The sequence below is a fragment of the Stenotrophomonas sp. GD03930 genome, assembly GCF_029839665.1.
GTDB classification, from domain to species: domain Bacteria; phylum Pseudomonadota; class Gammaproteobacteria; order Xanthomonadales; family Xanthomonadaceae; genus Stenotrophomonas; species Stenotrophomonas forensis.
In genome coordinates this window covers 1,873,186-1,893,111 of the sequence record NZ_JAOCAV010000001.1, presented here as the reverse complement: position 1 = coordinate 1,893,111, position 19,926 = coordinate 1,873,186, and the positions used below count along the sequence as shown (strand labels likewise).

At 68.4% G+C, this 19,926-nt stretch carries 18 protein-coding genes; 7 read left to right on the top strand and 11 right to left on the bottom strand.

The features are described from left to right. Window positions 1-59 precede the first annotated feature (59 nt). Together N5C18_RS08480 and N5C18_RS08475 are read left to right on the top strand one after the other, a co-directional pair. The gene (locus N5C18_RS08480) at window positions 60-572 is read left to right on the top strand and encodes a hypothetical protein (RefSeq protein ID WP_164242042.1); all 513 of its coding nucleotides are present in this window, start codon (window positions 60-62) and stop codon (window positions 570-572) included. Window positions 573-585: 13 nt separating this feature from the next. Next, window positions 586-861, top strand: coding sequence for a DUF4031 domain-containing protein (locus N5C18_RS08475; protein WP_004153991.1), 276 nt, complete (start codon window positions 586-588; stop codon window positions 859-861). 122 nt (window positions 862-983) lie between these two features. On the opposite strand, the gene N5C18_RS08470 is transcribed toward N5C18_RS08475, so the two are convergent. After that, window positions 984-1,526, bottom strand: coding sequence for a hypothetical protein (locus tag N5C18_RS08470; protein WP_053509770.1), 543 nt, complete (start codon window positions 1,524-1,526; stop codon window positions 984-986). Window positions 1,527-1,616: 90 nt separating this feature from the next. On the opposite strand from N5C18_RS08470, the gene N5C18_RS08465 reads away from it, so the two are divergent. After that, window positions 1,617-1,865, top strand: coding sequence for a DUF3297 family protein (locus N5C18_RS08465; RefSeq protein WP_012509930.1), 249 nt, complete (start codon window positions 1,617-1,619; stop codon window positions 1,863-1,865). Between the two features lie 84 nt (window positions 1,866-1,949). Here the strand turns inward: N5C18_RS08465 and N5C18_RS08460 are convergent, their stop codons facing one another. From N5C18_RS08460 to N5C18_RS08450, 3 genes are all read right to left on the bottom strand, one after another. After that, a complete protein-coding gene (locus N5C18_RS08460; RefSeq protein WP_279944296.1) occupies window positions 1,950-3,599 on the bottom strand; it encodes a Na+/H+ antiporter in 1,650 nt (549 codons plus the stop codon). A 117-nt stretch (window positions 3,600-3,716) separates the two neighbouring features. Then, on the bottom strand, window positions 3,717-4,505 hold the full coding sequence (locus N5C18_RS08455) for a class III extradiol ring-cleavage dioxygenase (RefSeq protein WP_279944295.1): 789 nt from the start codon (window positions 4,503-4,505) through the stop codon (window positions 3,717-3,719). A gap of 31 nt (window positions 4,506-4,536) precedes the next feature. Then, on the bottom strand, window positions 4,537-4,947 hold the full coding sequence (locus N5C18_RS08450) for a DoxX family protein (RefSeq protein WP_032128753.1): 411 nt from the start codon (window positions 4,945-4,947) through the stop codon (window positions 4,537-4,539). A 96-nt stretch (window positions 4,948-5,043) separates the two neighbouring features. Here N5C18_RS08450 and N5C18_RS08445 point away from each other — a divergent pair, with 96 nt between their 5' ends. Then, window positions 5,044-5,925 (top strand): LysR family transcriptional regulator, encoded by an 882-nt coding sequence (locus N5C18_RS08445; RefSeq protein WP_279944293.1) that lies wholly within the window; start codon window positions 5,044-5,046, stop codon window positions 5,923-5,925. 171 nt (window positions 5,926-6,096) lie between these two features. Here N5C18_RS08445 and N5C18_RS08440 read toward each other — a convergent pair whose 3' ends face one another. After that, complete coding sequence (locus N5C18_RS08440; protein ID WP_279944291.1) at window positions 6,097-9,159, bottom strand: EAL domain-containing protein; 3,063 nt, start codon at window positions 9,157-9,159, stop codon at window positions 6,097-6,099. A 176-nt stretch (window positions 9,160-9,335) separates the two neighbouring features. On the opposite strand from N5C18_RS08440, the gene N5C18_RS08435 reads away from it, so the two are divergent. Beyond that, window positions 9,336-11,447, top strand: coding sequence for a M13 family metallopeptidase (locus N5C18_RS08435; protein ID WP_164242048.1), 2,112 nt, complete (start codon window positions 9,336-9,338; stop codon window positions 11,445-11,447). 106 nt (window positions 11,448-11,553) lie between these two features. Here N5C18_RS08435 and N5C18_RS08430 read toward each other — a convergent pair whose 3' ends face one another. Both N5C18_RS08430 and N5C18_RS08425 read right to left on the bottom strand, forming a co-directional pair. Further along, complete coding sequence (locus tag N5C18_RS08430) at window positions 11,554-12,726, bottom strand: MFS transporter (protein WP_279944290.1); 1,173 nt, start codon at window positions 12,724-12,726, stop codon at window positions 11,554-11,556. Next, window positions 12,723-13,940 carry an MFS transporter gene (locus N5C18_RS08425; protein ID WP_279944289.1) on the bottom strand — a complete coding sequence of 406 codons (1,218 nt, stop codon included), beginning with the start codon at window positions 13,938-13,940 and terminating at the stop codon, window positions 12,723-12,725. Before N5C18_RS08425 ends, N5C18_RS08430 begins: the two co-directional genes overlap by 4 nt. 133 nt (window positions 13,941-14,073) lie before the next feature. On the opposite strand from N5C18_RS08425, the gene N5C18_RS08420 reads away from it, so the two are divergent. Both N5C18_RS08420 and N5C18_RS08415 read left to right on the top strand, forming a co-directional pair. Further along, window positions 14,074-14,661, top strand: a complete 588-nt coding sequence (locus N5C18_RS08420) for a TetR family transcriptional regulator (RefSeq protein WP_279944288.1) — start codon at window positions 14,074-14,076, stop codon at window positions 14,659-14,661. Between the two features lie 354 nt (window positions 14,662-15,015). Further along, window positions 15,016-15,630, top strand: coding sequence for a hypothetical protein (locus N5C18_RS08415; protein ID WP_004153965.1), 615 nt, complete (start codon window positions 15,016-15,018; stop codon window positions 15,628-15,630). A gap of 39 nt (window positions 15,631-15,669) precedes the next feature. Here the strand turns inward: N5C18_RS08415 and N5C18_RS08410 are convergent, their stop codons facing one another. The 4 genes from N5C18_RS08410 to N5C18_RS08395 form a co-directional block, all read right to left on the bottom strand. Further along, window positions 15,670-16,014 carry a hypothetical protein gene (locus N5C18_RS08410; protein WP_279944287.1) on the bottom strand — a complete coding sequence of 115 codons (345 nt, stop codon included), beginning with the start codon at window positions 16,012-16,014 and terminating at the stop codon, window positions 15,670-15,672. Window positions 16,015-16,032: 18 nt separating this feature from the next. Continuing rightward, window positions 16,033-16,803 (bottom strand): LytTR family DNA-binding domain-containing protein, encoded by a 771-nt coding sequence (locus N5C18_RS08405; protein ID WP_279944284.1) that lies wholly within the window; start codon window positions 16,801-16,803, stop codon window positions 16,033-16,035. After that, window positions 16,793-18,052, bottom strand: coding sequence for a histidine kinase (locus tag N5C18_RS08400; protein ID WP_053448654.1), 1,260 nt, complete (start codon window positions 18,050-18,052; stop codon window positions 16,793-16,795). The genes N5C18_RS08405 and N5C18_RS08400 overlap by 11 nt, the downstream gene beginning before the upstream one ends. Before the next feature lie 211 nt (window positions 18,053-18,263). Beyond that, the gene (locus tag N5C18_RS08395) at window positions 18,264-19,913 is read right to left on the bottom strand and encodes a M28 family metallopeptidase (protein WP_279944282.1); all 1,650 of its coding nucleotides are present in this window, start codon (window positions 19,911-19,913) and stop codon (window positions 18,264-18,266) included. Between the last annotated feature and the right edge of the window lie 13 nt (window positions 19,914-19,926).

Genomic DNA, 19,926 nt, shown 5'->3' with positions numbered 1-19,926 from the left:
GCATCACCCGGCGCACCCGCTACAATGGCGGTCTTTCCGTATCCAGGTGACCCCACCTCATGTCCCAGAACTCCAAGGCCAAGCGCGACAAGCGCAAGAAGCAGCAGGGCAAGCGCCCGTTCCTCCGTCTGAACGCCCAGCAGCAGGTGCAGAACCACGCCGTGCTGACCAGCGAAGACGGCCAGGTGGTCGCCGCCATCGGCCTGCAGGGCCGCGAGTGGCTGCTGGCCATCGGCGGCCAGACCATGGGCAATGCCGAAAACCCGGTGCCGATGCTGGCCATGCTCAAGCACCTGGCCAACGTGCAGGAGAAGGAAGGCCGCAAGGTCAACCTGGAATACTCCGAGCTGCTGCAGAAGCTGCTGGACACCCTGGCCGAAGAGTCCGGCCAGACCGCTGACGAGTACCTGGGCAAGCTGGTCGCCGAGTTCGAGGGCGTCGAAGCCGCCGAGGGCGAGGAAGACGCCGAAGGCGAGGAAGACGCAGCCGCTGAAGGCGACGTGGCCGAAGCCGCTGCTGCCGACGCCGAGGCCACCCCGGCCGCTGACAGCGACAGCAAGCCGCAGGCCTGAACCGGCCGCGGCGGTGACGGTCTACGTCGATGACGCGGTGCATCCCTGGCGCGGTCAGCGCTGGGCGCACCTGATGGCCGACACCCTGGCCGAGCTGCACGCGATGGCGGCGCAGCTCGGCATTCCGCCGCGGGCCTTCCAGAACAAGGCCAGCGGCGCCCACTACGATGTCACAGCAGAGCTGCGCGCACAGGCGATCGCGCTCGGTGCACGAGCCATTTCCCGGCATGCCGACCGCGAGCTGGTCAAGGCAGTGATCGCCAACGCCCGGGCGCAGTACCGGCCGTAGGCTGCGTTGGTGGCTACCACTTGCTGTGGTGGGTGCGGACCTTGGTCCGCACATCAGGCACAGGGCATGCCGACCAAGGTTGGCATCCACCCATAGGCGGGCTCCGCCCCCACCTCCCCCGCTCAGAACGGGTCGCTGCCCAGCCGGATTTCCACGTTCAGCAGCGAGCACAGCGCCAACATCGCGTCATCGTCGCGGGTCAGCGCCATCACGCCGCTGAAGCCGTCGCTGCCAGCATCCACGCTCCACAGCGTGTAGTTGTGCTCGCGCAGGCGGTCGAAGGCGGTGGACATCAGCTGCACGCCGTCCAGGCCTTCGGCGAAGTCCTCGTCGTCGAGGTCGCCACCCCAGTCCAGCTGCAGGTTGAAGCGCGCCGACAGCTCGTTCACTGCCGACTGCAGCGATTCCAGGTCGTCGCGTTCCACCTCGAAACCGGACTGCCAGGCGATGGCCGTGAACAGCGCCGGCAGCCAGTCGCTGTCCGCTTCCAGCGGCTGGCCGTCCTCGGCCAGCTGCTCGCGCCAGCGGTTGAACTGCTGCAGCGCCAGCTCCTCATCGCCCGGGTTGATCAGCACCAGCAGGTTCCAGACCCGCGCCTCGAAGCCCTCCTCGTCGAAGTCGTGGATGTCTTCCTCGAAGTCGAAATAGTCGCTGTTGTCGGGCATGGCGGAACTTCCTCTGGGGCAGGCCGGCATTCTACGGTTTATCCTGTGCCACTGAAGCCGGCCTTGGTGGCCGTCACTGTGAATGAAGCGATGAGCGATACCCCTCCCGACCACCTGGCGATCAATCCGGCCAGCCCCTTCCATGATGCGCAGGCGCTGGAGCGCGGCGTGGGCGTGCGTTTCAACGACGTCGAGCGCGACAACGTCGAGGAATACTCGGTCAGCGAAGGCTGGATCCGCGTGCAGGCCGGCAAGGCCCGCGACCGCCGCGGCAACCCGATGACCATCAAGGTCAAGGGCAAGGTCGAGGCGTATTTCCTGGAAACGAAGCCGGAGTAACCGGATCTTGTAGAGTCGAGCCATGCTCGACTGCTCTTTGCACCAGAAGAGCAGTCGAGCATGGCTCGACTCTACATTTCAGGGTCATTCGCGCTTGCGCGATTCCAGCAGGTCCAGGTTGCGGATCAGGCGCCGCGAGATTTCGTCGGAGATCACCCCGCGCCGGGTCAGCCGGAACAGTTCCTCGCGCTCGGCATTGAGGCCGGCGCTGCGCAGCTGGCGATAGCCCTGTTCCATGCGGCGTACCTTGTCCGGGTCCACGTCGGGGCCGTCACTGTCCTTTTCCAGGTGCCGCTGGTACAGCAGGCTCACCCGCGAAGCGGCGTCGTTGTACAGCTGCACGTTCTCGGTGTTCTGGTTCATCACCATCTGCTGGCGCATGCGCTCGACCCCAGCCAGCGCCGCTTTCGACGACAGCCGGCGTGCCAGATCCTCTTCCTTTCGTTCGCCCGAATCGGCCGGCAGCTGCAGGCCCTTCAACAGCTGGGGCAGCGCGATGCTGGCGCCCAGCAGCGAGAACAGGATCACCGACGCGGCCAGGAAGATCACCAGGTCGCGGGCCGGGAACGCGCTGCCATCGGGCAGGAACAGCGGCAGGGTCAGCACACCGGCCAGGGTGATCGCACCGCGCACGCCGGCCACCGAGGTCGCGACCACGATGCGCCAGTTCGGCGCCTCGCCCCGCTCCAGGCCGCGGCGGCGTGCGCGCAGCAGGTTCCAGCGCAGCGACAGCCACACCCACAGCAGGCGCAGCGTGATCAGCGCCAGGTTGATCACCACCACGTACACCAGCAGCCACCACGCACTCTGGTGGCCGCTCTCGTTCATGGTGGTGGTCGCGCGCTCGACGATGCCCGGCAGCTGCTCGCCCAGCAGCACGAACATGATGCCGTTGAAGCTGAACTGCAGCATGTTCCAGACCCCGGCACGCTGCACGCGCATGCTGCCGGAGACGCGACCGGTCAGCTCCACGTAGCTCATCGCGATACCGGCGGCGACCGCGGCGAGGATGCCCGACGCATGGATCTCTTCGGCCAGCAGGTAGGCGGCGAAGGGGATCAGCAGGTTGACCAGCATCGCCGCGCCCGGCTCTTCGCCGAAGCGGCGCCACAGCCAGCGCTGGAAGGTCGATACGCCCAGGGTGACCGCAACGCCCACTGCCAGGCCGGCCACCGCCACCCACACGAAGGTCAGCGAGGCGGTGGCCAGCGAGAACGTGCCGGTCATCACCGCCGCCACCGCGAAGCGGAAGCAGACCAGGCCGGACGCATCGTTGAGCAGCGACTCGCCTTCCAGGATGTGCATCAGGCGCTTGGGAATCGGCGCCTTGGAGGCGATCGCACCGACCGCCACCGGATCGGTGGGCGACACGATCGCCGCCAGCGCGAAGCACACCGCCAGCGGCATCACCGGGATCAGCCAGTGGATCAGGAACCCGGCGCCGATGACGGTGAACACCACCAGGCCGAACGCCAGTTCGAGGATCGCGCCCTTGTCGCGGAACAGGCCCTGCTTGGGAATGCGCCAGCCATCGAGGAACAGCAGCGGCGGCAGGAACAGCAGGAAGAACACTTCCGGCTCCAGCGCGTGGCCTCGGTTGAACACCCCGGCGATCACCGCGCCCAGGCCGATCTGCACCAGTGGCAGCGGCAACGAGAACGGCAGGACGCGAACCAGGTAGCCGCTGGCGACAACGGCCACCAGCATCGCCAGGACGACTTCGATGGTATGCATGCTTCTTCCAGGAAGCGGCGCGCGGGGAGGCTCGGGAGCCAGCGCCGGAAACCCGGGAAAAGCTACCACACGCCGCCGCGGCCGCGACCAACGCGGCCGTCGCGCGTCAGCCCCGGCTCATGCCCCGTCGAAGCGATACAGGTCCATGGCCAGGAATCCGGCATCGATACCAGCATCGATGCGCTGGGCACCGAAGCCGCCCTCGCCCGCCGCGCCCATCGCGAAGAACAGCGGCAACAGGTGCTCGTCGGTCGGGTGCGCGCGGTCGGCGAACGGCGCCTGCCTGCGGTAGTCGAACAGGGCCTGGCGATCATCGGTGGCCAGGCGCTGTTCCACCCACTCGATGAAGGGCCGCACGTACGGCGCTTCCTTGCCGTCCTGGTAGTCGCCCCAGTCGTGCAGGTTGTGGGTAATGCTGCCCGAGCCGACCAGCAGCACGCCCTGCTCGCGCAGCGGCGCCAGCGCGCGGCCCAGCGCAAACTGGTGCTCGGGGCCGAGCAGCGGCTGGATCGACACCGGCACCACCGGGATGTCGGCCTGCGGGCGCAGCAAGCGCAGCGGCACCCACGCGCCGTGATCGAGGCCGCGCTGCGGGTCGAGGGCCACCGGCAGGCCGGCGGCGGCGATGCGGTCGGCCACCTCTTCGGCCAGCGCCGGATCACCCGGCGCCGGGTACTGCAGTTCAAACAACGCGCGCGGGAAGCCACCGAAGTCGTGGATCGTAGGCGGCTGCGGATGCGCACCGACCAGCGGCTGCCGGCCCAGCCAGTGCGCCGAGGCCATCACGATGGCGCGCGGCGTCGGCAGGTCCTGCGCCAGCTCGGCCAGGCGCACGCCGACCTGGCCCGGATGCAGGGCAGTCATCGGCGAACCATGCGAGATGTACAACGAAGGCAGGCGGGACATGGAATTCTCCAGTTGCAGGGTCAGGCGGCGATCAGCGCGAACGCAGGGTCCACTTGCCATCGCCGACCAGGAACAGCACCACCAGCGCCAGCGCCCAGAACGCCGGGTATTCCCAGCCGCCGCCGGCATTGGCGAAACCGAAGCCATTGGCGCCGTGCACGGTGACGATGGTGCCCAGCAGCAGCGGCACGCCGACCAGGCCGACCCAGCGCGCGTAGATGCCCAGCAGCAGCGCGGCAGTGATCACCAGTTCGACGCCGATGGTGAGGTAACCGAGCACGCCGGGCAGGCCCAGCGACTCAAAGAACGCCGCCGTACCGGCCGGGGTGAACACCAGCAGCTTGGTCAGCGCATGGACCAGGAACAGCACGCCCAGGGCCAGGCGCAGCAGGGTGGCGCCGTACGGGGCCAGCGGCGAAACAGGAGCGGTCGTGGTGTGCATCGGAAAGCACCTTGAAGGGAGTAGGCACAGGTTATTGCGCCTTCACGGACTGATAAATACGATCGTTTGACCGTATTTATTTCAAAAGGCGCAACAATGGACACCCTTGAGGCGATGCGCGTGTTCGTGGCCGTGGTCGAGCGCAATGGCTTCAGTGCCGCCGCCCAGGCGCTGGACCTGTCAACCGCCGGGGTGACCCGCCAGGTCGCCGCGCTGGAGAAGCGCCTGTCCACCCGCCTGCTCCACCGCACCACGCGCCGGGTCAGCCCGACCAGTGCCGGCGCGGCCTATTACGCCCAGTGCGTGCGCCTGCTGGCCGAATTCGATGCGCTGGAAGCCAGCATCGGCGCGCAGGCGCTGGAACCGTCGGGCACGCTGCGCATCAACGCACCGGTCAGCTGGGGCATCGCCCGCCTCGGGCCCTTGCTGGCCAGCTACCGCGAACGCTTCCCGCAGGTGGAGCTGGACCTGGCCCTGTCCGACCGGCTGGTGGACATGGTCGAGGAAGGCTACGACGTGGCCATCCGCATCACCCGCGAACCTGGCCCGACGCTGATCGCGCGTCGCCTGGGCCAATCGCGGGTGAGCCTGTGTGCCGCACCGTCCTACCTGGCCGCGCGTGGCACACCGCAGACCCCGCAGGATCTGCCGGCACACGCGTGCCTGAGCTACAGCTACTGGGCCGCTGGCGATCACTGGCCGCTGCAGGGGCCCGGCGGCGAAGCGAAGGTAGCGGTGAGCAGCCTGCTGCACGCCAACAACGGCGATGTGCTGCGCGAAGCGGCGATTGCCGGCATGGGCGTGATCCTGCAGCCGGATTTCCTGCTGGAAGACGCGCTGGCCGATGGCCGCCTGGTGCGCGTGCTGCCGGAGTGGGAGGCCTCGCCGATCGGCATTTTCGCGGTCTATACCAGCCGCAGCCACCTGGCACCGAAGGTACGCAGCTTCATCGACCACCTGGTGGAGGCCGGGGTGTAGCCGAGTCTGGCGTTTGCCGGCCAGCGGCCGGCACTACCGTCATGGTTCGGCCTGGCGTTTGCCGGCCAGCGGCCGGCACTACCGTCATGGTTCGGTCTTGCGTTTGCCGGCCAGCGGCCGGCACGACCCGACCGGTAGTGCCGGCCGCTGGCCGGCAGATGCGAAAGCCGCTCAGGCGGGGACTTCATCCAGCGCGTCGATGATCTGCTCCAGCGGCGCCGGCCGACCCAGCAGGTAGCCCTGCACCTGGTCGCAGCCGTGTGCGGCCAGCCAGTCCAGCTGCCCCGGCGTCTCCACGCCTTCGGCGATGATGGTCAGCCCCATGCTGTGGCCCAGCGACAGCAGCGCGCGGCAGATCGACGCATTGCGCGGGTTGGTTTCCACGTCCGCCACGAAGCTGCGGTCGATCTTCAGGATGTCCAGCGGCAGGTGCTGCAGGTAGGACATGCTGGAGTAACCGGTGCCGAAGTCATCCAGCGACACGCTGATGCCCTGCTCGTGCAGGCGCTGCATGGTCTGCATCGCCTGCGCCGGCTTGCGCATCAGGCTGCTCTCGGTCAGCTCCACGTGCAGCGCACCGCGGGCCAGCCCGAACTCCTGCTGGGCGCGGGTGAACTCGGCCACCAGGTCACTGTTGAAGAACTGCACGGCGGAGACATTCACCGCGATCGGCAACTCGCCCCAGCCGGCCTCGACCAGCCGGCGCTGCGCCTTCGCCGCCGCGCGGATCACCCAGCGGCCCAGCGCCAGGATCAGCCCGGTCTCCTCGCACAGCTGGATGAACTCGTTGGGCGGGATGAAGCTGCCATCGGCCTGCGGCCAGCGCAGCAGGGCCTCCAGCGCGGCCGGGCTGCCATCGCCGGCATGCCGGATCGGCTGGAAGTACAGCTGGAATTCGTTGTCGATGGCGGCATGGATGCGCCCGGCCAGGCGCAGGCGGTCGGCCAGCCGCGTGGTCACCGCCGCGTCGAACCACACCACCACGTTGCCTTCCGCACGCGCTGCGTGGGCCGCCTGCGCGGCCATGCCGATCACCTGCTCGGCGGAGTAGCCGTCACCGGGCACATGCACGGCCACGCCGATGCGTGGCTCGAACTGGTGCAGCGAATCCTTGCCCCGCATCGGCGCCGACACGATCTGCAGTAGATCATCCAGCACGCGCTGGGTATCGTGGCCGGTACCGATGGCGAACACGAAGTCCTCCGCTGGCTGGAACGCCAGCGTGCCGCAGCGCGCGCCCAGCCCACCCAGCCGCGTCGCCATCGACTGCAGCACCGCATCGCCGATCTCGCGGCCCAGCGTATCGGCCACCAGCTGCAGGCCACGCAACTGCACGAAGGCGATGGTGTAACCCGCGTCCTGCTCGTCCAGCTGTCCGGTCAGCGCGCGTACGTTGAGCAGGCCGGTGGCCGGGTTGTGCCGCGCCTGGTAGGCCAGGTCGCGCTCGTAGGCCAGCCGCTCGCTGACATCCTCGGCCAGCACCAGGCACGCGGGCTGGCCATCGAAGTCCAGCTTGGACAGGTGCGTGCGGACTTCGAACACACTGCCGTCCTTGCGCCGGTGCAGGCGCACGGTGGCGTCCTGCAGTTCGCCCACGCGGGCTTTGGCGATCGCCCCCTTCACCTCGTCCCAGCCTTCGCGCGGGCGGATGTCGAGGATGCTCATCGCCAGGAATTCCTCGCGGCTGTAGCCGTACTGGCGCACCGCGGCATCGTTGACCTCGATGAAGCGCAGCGTGTCCGGGTCGAACACCCAGAACGGCGCCGGGTTGCGGTCGAACAGCAGGCGGAAGCGGCGTTCCACTTCGCTCATCTGTTCGCGCGCCTGGTAGCGCTCGCTCAGGTCGGTCAGCGCACCGATCATGCGCCGCTCGCTGTCGTCCACCTCCACCCGCTGCCCGCGCGCGCCGACCCAGCGCACCTCGCCACCGGGCAGCACCAGGCGGAACACCTGGTCGAGCACCGCGCCACCGGCGAAGGCCTGGTCGAAGGCCTGCTGCAGGCGCGCGGCATCGTCGCGGTGCACGCGCGCAAAGAAATCGGCGACCGGCAAGGCATCGGTCTGCACGCCGAAGATCTCGCGCGCCAGCGGCGACCAGCGGAGCAGTGCGGCATCCTCGTCCACGTACCAGGTGCAGACACGGCCGACCTGGTGCGCCAGGCGCAGTTCGGCATGGCCGGCTTTCAGTTCCTCGGCCATCGACTGCTGGCGGCGGGTGCTGCGGCGCACGGCATACAGCAGCGCCAGCAATACCGCGATGTAGGCCAGCACGATCGCCACCGAGGCCTGCAGGTAGGGCCACCATGGCGCCAGCACGTCCTCGTCGGCCAGCCCGACCTGCACCGCCAGCGGGCTGCGCTCCAGCGTACTGATGGTGATGATGCGCGGCACGCCATCGACCGCGCCCGGCAGGCTGCCCAGCTCGACCACCGCCTGCTTGCCGAGCAGGTCGCGGCGCGGCAGGTCGTAGCGGCGGCCGACCGTGCCATGCGGGTCCGGCACGCGGGCCAGCATGTAGCCGTCGGCGTCGCTGATCGAGACCAGTCCATTGGGGCCGACATCGAGGCCACCGACGATGCGCTGCAGTTCGCCACAGCGCAGCCGTGCCAGCAACCAGCGGTCGCCGGCCATCGGCAGCGCCAGCGGTACCACCCAGCCGCCATCGCCGGCCCGCTGCGGCGGGCCGATGTACAGCGCGCTGCCCTGGCCACGGCGCTGCGGGTCGGTCCACAGCGGCAGCTGCAGGTCGCCCTGGCCGGCGGTCAGCGCTCGGCCGTAGCTATCGAGCACGACGATGCTGTGCAGTTCGGCATGGCGCCGCAGCACGCCACCGATGGCAGCGTCCAGCAACGCCGGTGCCTGCACCGGCACGCTGCGGAACAGCTCCACGGCATCGGCGGCGATGCCGGACATCGCCCGCTCCAGGTTGCGCAGCTCCAGCGCCAGCAGGCGTTCACTGCCCACCGCCAACGCGCGGCTCTGGCGTTGCGCGGCCTCCAGCCGGCGCTGGTGGTCGTTGACCAGCATGGTGGCCAGGCCCGCCACCAGCAGCACGCCCAGCAGCACGCCGCCCCAGGTAATGGCGCGCAGTGGCCGGGCCAACGCCCGCTTCAGTGCGGGCATCGGTCGATCTTCCTTGTGCAGTCGGCTGGCTTCATGCGCGAACGAATCCTCCACGTCCCCGACCTCAACGGCCGGCGGACGCCATTCTTGACGCCTGACCCAACCCCGCATGGCCACCTCCCCGTGACCGCGCAGGGCTCCCGGGACCAGCATGCACCACCCCGATGACGGCGTGAAGATCGCATCGGCGCGTTCAGCCAGATCCTGCACAGGACAGGCGGCACAACGGGACGGCCAGGCGGGCCGGAGCGGATTAGACTTGGGGTTTTCCGCTGCAAGAGAAGTCCATGTCCAAGCTGCGCCGTCCTACCCTGGCACTGGCCATCATCGCCAGCCTGTCCCTGGCCGCCTGCGACCGCCCGGCCGATCCGGCCGCCGGCACCGCTGCGCCGGCCGATGCGGCGCCTGCCGCAGCCAAGCCGATGCTGGGCAGCTTCGGCTTCGATGCCAGCGGCATGGACCGCAGCATCGCCGCCGGCGACGATTTCTTCGGCTTCGCCAACGGTACGTGGGTGAAGAACACCGAGATTCCGGCCGACCGTTCGCGGTTCGGCAGCTTCAACGTCATCGCCGAGAAGACCCTGGCCGACACCCGCGCCATCCTCGAAGGCGCCGCCGGCAACGCCCAGGCCAGCGGCGACGACAAGCTGATCGGCGACTACTACGCCGCCTACATGGACGAAGCCGCCATCGAGCAGCACGGCATCGCGCCGGTGCAGCCGCAGCTGAAGGCCATCGATGCGATCGCCGACAAGGCCGGGCTGGCCCGCGCCCTTGGCGGCGACATGCGCGCCGACGTCGACCTGCTCAACGCCACCAACTTCTATACCGACCGCCTGTTCGGCCTCTGGGTGTCGGTGGACATGCTGCAGCCGGACCGCACCGCCCCTTATCTGGTGCAAGGCGGCCTGGGCATGCCCGACCGTGACTTCTACCTGGGCGGCGGCCGCATGGCCGAACTGCGCAAGCAGTACCAGGCCTACATCGCGCAGATGCTGCAGCTGGCCGGCGCCGCCGACCCGGCCGGCAAGGCGCAGCGCATCCTCGCGCTGGAGACCAAGATCGCGCAGGCGCATGCCACCCAGGAAGAAACCAACGACGTGACCAAGGGCGCCAACCCCTGGACCCAGGCTGACTTCAACGCCAAGGCCCCGGGCATGGACTGGAACGCCTTCCTCGATGCGGCTGCACTCGGCAACCAGCAGGACTTCATCGTGTGGCAGCCCAAGGCCGTCGCCGGCCTGTCAAAGCTGGTGGCCACCGAACCGCTGGACGCGTGGAAGGACTACCTCGCCTTCCACGCGCTTGACCGCGCTGCCGCCTATCTGCCGAAGAAGTTCGCCGACGCCCGTTTCGCTTTCCATGGCACCGCGCTGAGCGGCACGCCGCAGCAGAGCGACCGCTGGAAGCGGGCCGTGGATGACGCCAACCATGCGGTCGGCGAAGCCATTGGCAAGCGTTACGTCGAAAAGCACTTCGACGCCAAAACCAAGGAACGTGCGGACGAGATGGCGAAGAACATCATCGCCGCCTTCGCCAAGCGCATCGATGCACTGTCGTGGATGTCGCCGCAGACCAAGGCACACGCCAAGGCCAAGGTTGCCGGCCTGACCGTGGGCATGGGCTATCCGGAAAAGTGGCGCGACTACACCGGGCTGGAGATCCGCCGCGATGACGCGCTGGGCAACGCACAGCGCGCCGAGCTGTTCGAGTACCAGCGCAACATCGCCAAGCTGGGCAAGGCGGTCGACCACAGCGAGTGGGCGATGCTGCCGCAGACCATCAACGCGATGAACGTGCCGCTGGAAAACCGCCTGGTGTTCCCGGCCGCGATCCTGCAGCCGCCGTTCTTCGACGGTGCCGCCGACGACGCGGTGAACTACGGCGCGATCGGTGCGGTGATCGGCCACGAGATCAGCCATGGCTTCGACAACGCCGGCGCGCTGTTCGATGAAACCGGCAAGCTGCATAACTGGTGGACCGCCGAAGACCTCAAGCAGTTCAATGCCGCCGGTGACGCGCTGGCCGCGCAGTTCAGCAGCTACGAGCCGTTCCCGGGCGTGCACGTGAACGGCAAGCTGACCCTGGGCGAGAACATCGCCGACGTGGCCGGCCTGGGCACTGCCTACGACGCCTACCAGCTGTCACTGCAGGGCAAGCCCGGCCAGACCCTGGAGGGCTTCACTCCGGACCAGCGCTTCTTCCTCGGCTTCGCCCAGGCATGGCGCAGCAAGAGCCGCGAGCAGGCACTGCGCAATTCGCTGCTGACCGACGTGCATGCACCGGGCCAGTTCCGCGCACTGACCGTGCGCAACATCGACGCCTGGTACCCGGCGTTCGAAGTGAAGGAAGGCCAGAAGCTGTACCTGGCCCCGGACAAGCGGGTCAAGGTGTGGTGATGTAACCGGAACGGGCGCCGCAGGGCGCCCGTTTCATTTTCCGGCCTGGCCCGGGTGGGTGCCGACCTTGGTCGGCACGGGGCAGGAGTCCACCCATGGCGTGGATCTACCTGCGGGTGGTGGCAACCATCAGCAGAGCGCTCGCAGCCAACATCGCCGCAGCCCACAGATTCGCGTGCAGCCCGGTGCTGTCCAGCAGCCTGCCTCCGGCCCACGCCCCCAGCGCGATGCCGATGTTGAACACACCCACGTACAGCGCGGTAGCAACTTCAACCGCCTGCGGCACCGCCTTCATCATCCAGCTCATCAGGCCGACCGAGACACCGCCGTAGGCCAGCCCCCACAGCAGCAGCACCGCGATGCCTCCGGCCGGCGTGCCGCCCATCCACAGCAACAGCAGCGGCGTCAGCAGCAGGCCCGAGGCGATGGCCAGCAGCACGCCACGCGGATGGCGTGCGGCCAGTGGCCCGGCAACGAAGTTGCCGACGATGCCGGCCACGCCATAGGCAAACAGCAGTCCGCCGATCCACGACGCCTGCACCCCCGATACGTCCATCAACAGCGGACGCACATAGGTAAACGCGATGAAGTGCCCGGCCACCAGCAGCAGGGTCAGCCACAAGCCCTGGCGCAGGCCGCGATGGCCGAGCTGCTGCACGAACTGCATCGGCCGAACCGACCTCGCCACCGGCAACGCGGGAAGCACCACAGGCTGCAGCAGCAGTATCGTCGCACTGAACAGCGCCATCGCCGCAAACGCACAACGCCAGCCCAGCGCGTCGCCGATCAATGCGCCGAGCGGCACGCCCAGCACCGACGCCGCAGCCACGCCGCCGAAGATGATCGAGGTGGCCAGGCCGATGCGGTGCGCGGGCACCAGGCGTGCGGCCAGGCCGCCGGCGATGGCCCAGATGCCGCCCATGCAGAACCCGACCAGCACGCGCGCGGCCAGCAGCCAGCCGATGCTGGGCGCCAGCGCGGAGGCGATGTTGGCCACTGTCAGCAGGCCGAGCAACGCACACAGGATGCGACGACGATCGATGCCACCGGCAGCGATCACCACCACCGGTGCGAACAGCGCCGCCAGCAGGGCCGGCAGCGAGATCATCAGGCCGGCGGTACCGGTGGATGCGCCGAGCGCCTCGGCGATCGGGGTCAGCAGGCCGACCGGCAGCATCTCGGTGGTGACCACCGAAAACGTGGCCAGGCCAACCGCGCTGACGGCCCACCATGGATGGCGCACAGGGGGCACGGCATGCGCAGGCGAAGCAGTACTCACGGGACGACTCCTTCAGCGCAGAGAGAGGGAACAGGCCTGCGCAGCGCACGCCAGGCAAGCAGCGCGACCAGCAGCACCACGGCGCCCGCCACCAGCGCGATCACGAAGCCGCTGCGCACGCCACCGGCATCGACGCTGTACCCGGACAGCGCCGCGCCCAGCGCAACGCCGATGTTCAATCCGGCCAGCAGCCAGGTCATGCCTTCGGTAAGCCGCGATGCGGGCACGCGCTGTTCGACCAGCGACATCGCCACGATCATCGTCGGCGCGAAGAACAGCCCGGCCAGCAGCACCGCCGCCGCCAACGCGGGCAGCGTGCCGGCCCACGGCAGTGGCAGCGTGGTCAGGGCGGTCGCCGCTGCCCCCAGCAGCAACAGCCGCGGCATCGGCACCTGCAGCTTCAACGCACCGAACAGCAGGCCGGCCGCGCAACTGCCCAGCGCATAGGCCGAGAGCACCGCACTGGCTGCCAGCGGCTGCCCGCGCTGCTCGGCGAACGCCACGCTGGTGATGTCGACGGTGCCGACAATCACGCCCATCGCCAGCATCAGCAACGCCAGCAGACGGATCTCCGCCTGCCGCAGCAGAGAACGCGAAGGCAACCCGGCTTCTTCGCGGGATTGCGGCGGCGGCTCGGTGCCCCGTTGCAGCACCAGCGCAGCCACGCCCACTACAAGCAGCAGGGCCGCCACCAGCACGCCGGCCTGCGGCCACACCGCCACCGCCAGCCCCACCGACAGCGGTGGCCCGGCGATGAAGGTGACCTCGTCGAATACCGTCTCCAGCGAGTACGCGGTCTGCAACGCCGGACGCCCGCGATGGATCGCGGTCCAGCGCGCGCGCACCATCGCCGACACGCTGGGCATGCAGCCGGCCAGCATCGCCGCGCCGAACAGCATCGCGTCCGGCGCCGCCATCACGGTGCAGGCCAGCAGCAACAGCAGGCCGGTCGCGCTGGCCGCGGCGGCCCACGGCAGCACCCGTGCCTGGCCGTACCGGTCGACCCAGCGCGACACCTGCGGCGACAGCAACGCGTAGGTCAGCACGAAGGTGGCCGACACCGCACCGGCCAGCGCATAGCTGCCGCGCAGTTGCGACAGCAGGGTGATGATGCCGATGCCGGTCATCGGCAGCGGCAGGCGGGCCAGCAACCCGGCCAGGGCAAGCCCGGCCGTGCCGGGCGCAGCGAACAGGTCGCGATAAGGGGTGGCCATCAGGATCTCCAGAGCGGCGGCTTGCCTGGCGCACGGGGCGCCACGACAATACATACAGGGCGTATGAATAAGAGGCTACATTCATACGCTCCGTATGTAAATAATCATGCACTGCGTATGTAAGGAGCTCTGGATGGTCCGCCGCACCCGCGCCGAGATGGAAGAAACCCGCGCCAGCCTGCTGGCCACCGCCCGCCGTGTGTTCAGCGAGCACGGCTATGCCGCCACCTCGATGGATGACCTGACCGCCCAGGCCGGGCTGACCCGGGGTGCGCTCTATCACCACTTCGGCGACAAGAAAGGCCTGCTGGCGGCGGTAGTCGGCCAGCTCGATGCCGAGACCGATCGGCGCCTGCAGGCGATCAGCGACAGTGCCGACGACGCCTGGGACGGCTTCGTGCAGCGCTGCCGCGCCTACCTGGAGATGGCGCTGGAACCAGAGATCCAGCGCATCGTGCTGCGTGATGCGCGCGCGGTGCTGGGGGGCGCCTCGCCGGAATCGCAGCGGCACTGCGTGCAGTCGATGCAGCGCCTGATCGAACGGTTGATCGCGCAGGGCGTGGTGACGCCGGTGGATGCGCAGGCGCTGGCGTCGTTGATCTACGGCAGCCTGGCCGAGGCGGCGTTCTGGATTGCCGAAGGCGAGGATGGCGATGCGCGCCTGGCGCAGGCGACGGCCGCGCTGGAGTTGCTGTTGCGTGGGTTGAGGTCGGCCGGGTAGCGCCCTGCTCGCAGGGCGTGGATCTACGGTGCATACCCGCGCTGCTGGAAGCGCGCGCGGGTCGGCATCCACCCGCCGGGTTGCGCGGTCGGGCCCGATTCCGGGCGATCACCGCGCCGATGGCCGGTCTGCATGCTCAGCCGCGGTTTCATGTGCGGCCGCAGCACGTTTCACCCTGCGACATCCTGTCGCAGGCTGCGACCGCGATGCTGCGATGCAGCAAATTTCACCCATTCAGACAAAACCCTTACCGCGCTAAGCATTTCGCCCATTGCACGGCTCGCTGGAAGTGCTAGAACTGAACCCGCCACACCGTCCAATGCTGATCGACGCACGTTCCACAAGGAGCCAGCCATGATTGCTTTGTTCAAGGGTTTGGGACTACTGCTTCGCGACAACGAGCTCTACAGCAGCCCGTTCGAAAAACAGGTTGCGCACTGGCGCAGCCTCAGCGAGCAGCAGATCCGCGATGAAGTGGCTGTGCTGGCCCAGGCCAAGTGCCAGTGGCTGATCGCCTCGATCGTCGGCTGGCAGGCGGCCTCGCTGCTGATCCTCGGCCTGATCACCAACTACCTGTGGCGCGACGATTACCACATCACCTTCACCCGCGTGGTCGTGGTGTTCGGCTCGTGGATCTCGATCCTGTTCGTGATCTGGTTCATGGCCAACATGTTCGACCGCACGGCCGGCTTCGAGCGCTGGATGAAGGCCTTCAACAGCCGCGCCCGCATCAGTTCCAAGGCCGACAGCGTCGAGCACGTGGCCGAGGCACTGGACCTGGCCGAGCACTATCCGGAAGTGCTGGACTACAAGCAGGCGGTCACCGCCAGGCGCGAGCTGCGCCATGAGGACATCCGCATCATGACCGAGATCGGGCGCATGAAGCAGCACTCCGAACTGGTCGGACGCCTCAACCATGTCGGCGAGAACGAGCATCACCACGACCTGACGCTGCAGCCAGCCTACTGACCCTTCGGGAAAGCGGGGGGACCCACAATGCCACCGTGATCACTCACGGTGGCATTGTTCTATCGGGTCCTGGCTGACGCACTGGCGGAAGCCCTTGGGCAGGTCGCGCATCGCTTCGGTCTTGCCCACCGCCACCGCGAACCGGCGCAGCGGCGGCTTGGCGCAGGCCGCATCGGTGCTGCAGGCCGGGTCCAGCACCACATAGTGGCACTGGCCGCTGCGGCTGGCGATGCACTGGAACCGGGCTTGACCCTCGACCACGGTGCCCTTGCTATACAGCGTGTCCACGCCGTTGGCCTGGGTACGGGTGATCGAGGTGGTGCTGGATTTCTCGCAGCCGCCCAGTGACAGCGCAGCGACGCAAGCAACCAGGAACAGGCGCATGGTGCCTCCAGAGTGTGGTTACATGCCGCGGAACAGGCTCATGAACGGTTGGCTGACCACCAGGGTTTCCGCACGCTGGCGCAAGCGCAGCACGCCGCGCCCGGTATCGTCGCGGCTCACCGCCGCCACCGCTTTCATGTTGACGATGGTGGAGCGGTGGATCTGGCGGAAGTGCTGCGGATCGAGCACTTCCAGCAGCTCGCGCAATGGCGTGCGCAGCAGGCTTTCGCCGGCGGCGGTGACCACGGTGGTGTACTTGTTGTCGGCACGGAAGTAGGCCACGTCCTCCAGCATGATCAGCTGCGTCTCGCGGCCGTTGCTGGCGGTGATCCAGGCCAGCGGCGGGCGCTCCGCGCCTGCCTGCGATGGGCCCAATCGCTGCAGCAGGCGCTCCAGCACGGCATCGTCCTGCCGCGTCGATGGCAGCCGCGACAGAATGCGATCGCGGGTCGCCAGCAACCGCTCGTCGCTGACCGGCTTCAGCAGGTAATCCATCGCGCCCTGCTCGAAGGCGTCGATGGCGTATTGATCGTAGGCGGTCACGAACACCACCTGGGTACGCGGGCTCAGCTCGGACAACGCGCGCGCCACTTCGATGCCACTGATGCCGGGCATGCGGATGTCGAGGAAGGCGATGTCCGGCTGCTTCTCGGCCAGCTGCTCCAGCGCCGTGGCGCCGTCTTCGCATTCGGCCACCAGCTTCAGCTCCGGCCACAGGCGGCCCAGCTGCTCCACCAGCGATTGCCGCAGCAGTTCCTCGTCTTCAGCGATCAGTGCTTCAAGCGGCATGGCTGCGCTCCTTGCCCGACTGCGGCAGGGTCATGGTCGCGGCGACGCCGCTGGGGAAGTTGGCGACGATCGCCACGCCGGCCTGCTCACCGCAGGTCAGGCGCAGGCGCTCGCGCAGGTTCTTCAGGCCGATGCCGGTGCCGCTGGTGCCCTGGCCGAAGCCAAGGCCATCGTCGGCCACGGTCACGGTGACGTGGTCGTCGAAGCCGCGCGCCAGGATCCAGATCGTGCCACCGCCAGGCTTCGGTTCCAGCCCGTGCTTGATGGCGTTCTCCACCAGCGTCTGCAGCGCCATCGCCGGCAGGTGCACGCCATGCAGTTCAGTGGGCACCTGCACCTCCACCGACAAGCGCGCCCCCATGCGGATGCGCAGGATTTCCAGATAGGCGCGGGTGCGTTCCAGCTCCACGCCCAGCGTGGATACCGATTCATCCACCTGCGGCAGCGAACTGCGCAGGTACTGGATCAGGTGGCCGAGCATCTGCTCGGCACGCGCCGGGTCGGTGCGGGTCAGCACCTGGGCATTGGCCAGCGAGTTGTAGAGGAAATGCGGTTCGACCTGCGCGTGCAGCAGGTTCAAGCGCGCCACCGACAGTTCCTTCTCGACCTGGGTCTGTTCGGCGGCGGCCTGCTCGTCGCGGCGCTGGTCGGCAACCCGCCGGCTGATCGCGCGGGTAACCGCTTCGGCATTTTCGTAGTTGCTGCCCTCATCCAGTGCCAGCAGGTCGGCCCACCAACCGGCATCGGGCTCGAACAGCAGGGTGACGGTGCTGGTGCCCTGGCCCGGGGTGACCGTGGCCAGCACGCTGTTGCGCTTGATCGCCAGCCGCGCCGGCAGGTTCCAGCGCGACGGCTGGCGGCCGTTCCACAGATCGACGCGGCGCACATAGGCGCGCACCTGCAGGCTGCCTGCCGAGCTTTCCACCTCTTCCACCCGCGGCAGTTCGCCCACGGCCGCCTCGACCACCGCGAACGCATGGCCGGCATCCATCGGCAGTTCGATCTGCCGGCGCTGGCGCCCCGACAGGGTGGCGCCATCGAGGCGGCCGGCCACCAGCCAGACCCGCCGCACATGGGTCACCGCACTGCCCAGCGCGGAGATCATCAGGAACATCACCAGCAGCCCGAACACCCAACCGGGGCCGTCGTTCATGCCGCTGAAGATGCCGCTCCAGACCATGCCGGCCACGAACAGTGCCGCGGCCCAGGCGAGCAGGTGACGAAGGATGAGGGAGAGGCTGGCGAACACGGCGGCGCCTTGGAGGAAGGGGGTGAGCCGAGCATAGGGCGGCCCGCCGGGCAAACAAGCGGGCTGCGACGAAGGGCCTGAAAGCGGGGATGGAAGCCGTTCTGGTAGAGCCGGCCGCTGGCCGGCTCCCCATGACCTCCGCAAGCATCACAAGGTTCCCGGCCAGCGGCCGGCACTACCGGGAGGCGCCGGGCGAACCCGGCGCCCTCCCTTACTTGCGCTGGTCGGCGCTGGCGTCACGCACGGCGCGGAACGACTCGTCCTTGCTCCAGTTCGGCCAGCTGCGCGAGTTGGCCAGCTGGTCGCCCAGTGTGTACAGCACTTCCAGGTCGCGGGCCGCGCCGGCGAACACCCAGTCCGGCTGCCATTCGTCGCCCTGCTGGTGGTAGCGCTTGGCGGTGTAGTCTTCCGAGGCCTTCTTGCCCGCGGCCACGCCGCCGTCCACCCAATCCTGGCCGGCCGACCACGACAGCGCCGGCACGCCGCGCTTGGCGAACGGGAAGTGATCGGAACGGAAGAACAGGCCTGCTTCCGGCTTCGGGTCCGGGGTGTAGCGGATGTCCCAGCCCTTGGCCACGTCCTTCAGCTGGTCCAGCAACTCGAAGCGCGCCGCACCGTAGATGCCGAAATCACGCGACGGGCCGAACGGCGCCATGCCGTCCATGTTGATCACCGCCACGGTCTTTTCCAGCGGGTACAGCGGATGGGTGGCGTAGTACTCCGAACCCAGCAGGCCCTTCTCCTCGGCGGTGACCGCCAGGAACAGCACCGAACGCTGCGGGCGCTTGGCCTTGGCGAAGCCGCGCGCCAGCTCGACCAGCGAGGCGGTACCGCTGGCATTGTCCAGCGCACCGTTGAAGATGCGGTCACCGCGCGCATCCGGCTCGCCCACACCGATGTGGTCCCAGTGCGCGCTGTAGATGATCGTCTCGTCCGGATGGCGGCTGCCTTCCAGGCGCGCGGCCACATTGTGCGAGGTGATCACTTCGGTCTTCACCGCGTACTTCGCATCCAGGCTGGCGCCGGTCAGCGGCACCGGGGTGAAGTCGCGCTGCTGCGCCTTCTTCTTCAGCGCGTCGAAGTCCTGCCCGGCCGAGCGGAACAGCTCCACGGCCAGGTCGCGCTGGATCCAGCCTTCCAGCAGCGGATGGCTCTCGGCCGGGTTGTCGCGCACCACGTCGAACATGGTGTTGGTGTTGGAGCCGGCCACGGTGGCCCAGCCGTACGAAGCCGGCGCGGTCTCGTGCACGATCAGCACGCCCAGCGCGCCCTGGCGTGCGCCTTCCTCGTACTTGTAGGTCCAACGGCCGTAATAGGTCATGCCCTTGCCGTCGAAATCACCCTGCCCGGTCTCGAAGTCCGGGTCGTTGATCAGCACCACGGCGATCTTGCCCTTCAGGTCGACGCCCTTGAAGTCGTCCCAGTTGCGCTCCGGGGCCTTCACGCCATAACCGAGGAACACCAGTGGCGCCTTGCTGATATCAACGTTGCTGGCGCCATTCATCGCGGCACGCACGGCGATCTGCTTGCCCTGTTCCAGCGGCAGGGTCTTGCTGCCCTGGTGCAGGGCCAGCTGCGGGGCGCCGACGATGTCGCCCTTGCGCAGCGGCACGGCCTGGGTCCACAGGCGCTTGCCGTCCTTGAGGTCGCCGCCGGGCTGCAGGCCGGCAGCGGCGAACTGCTTGCTGAGGTAGGCGACGGTCTTCTCTTCGCCGGCAGTGGCCGGCGAGCGGCCCTCGTAGGCGTCGGAGGCCAGTTCCTTGACGTCGGCGGAGATCCGCGCGCCATCGAATTTCGGCGTGGCCGCCATCAGTGCGCTCGACACCGACAGGGCCAGCACGCCCAGTACTACTCGTTTCATTGCTCTCTCCAGC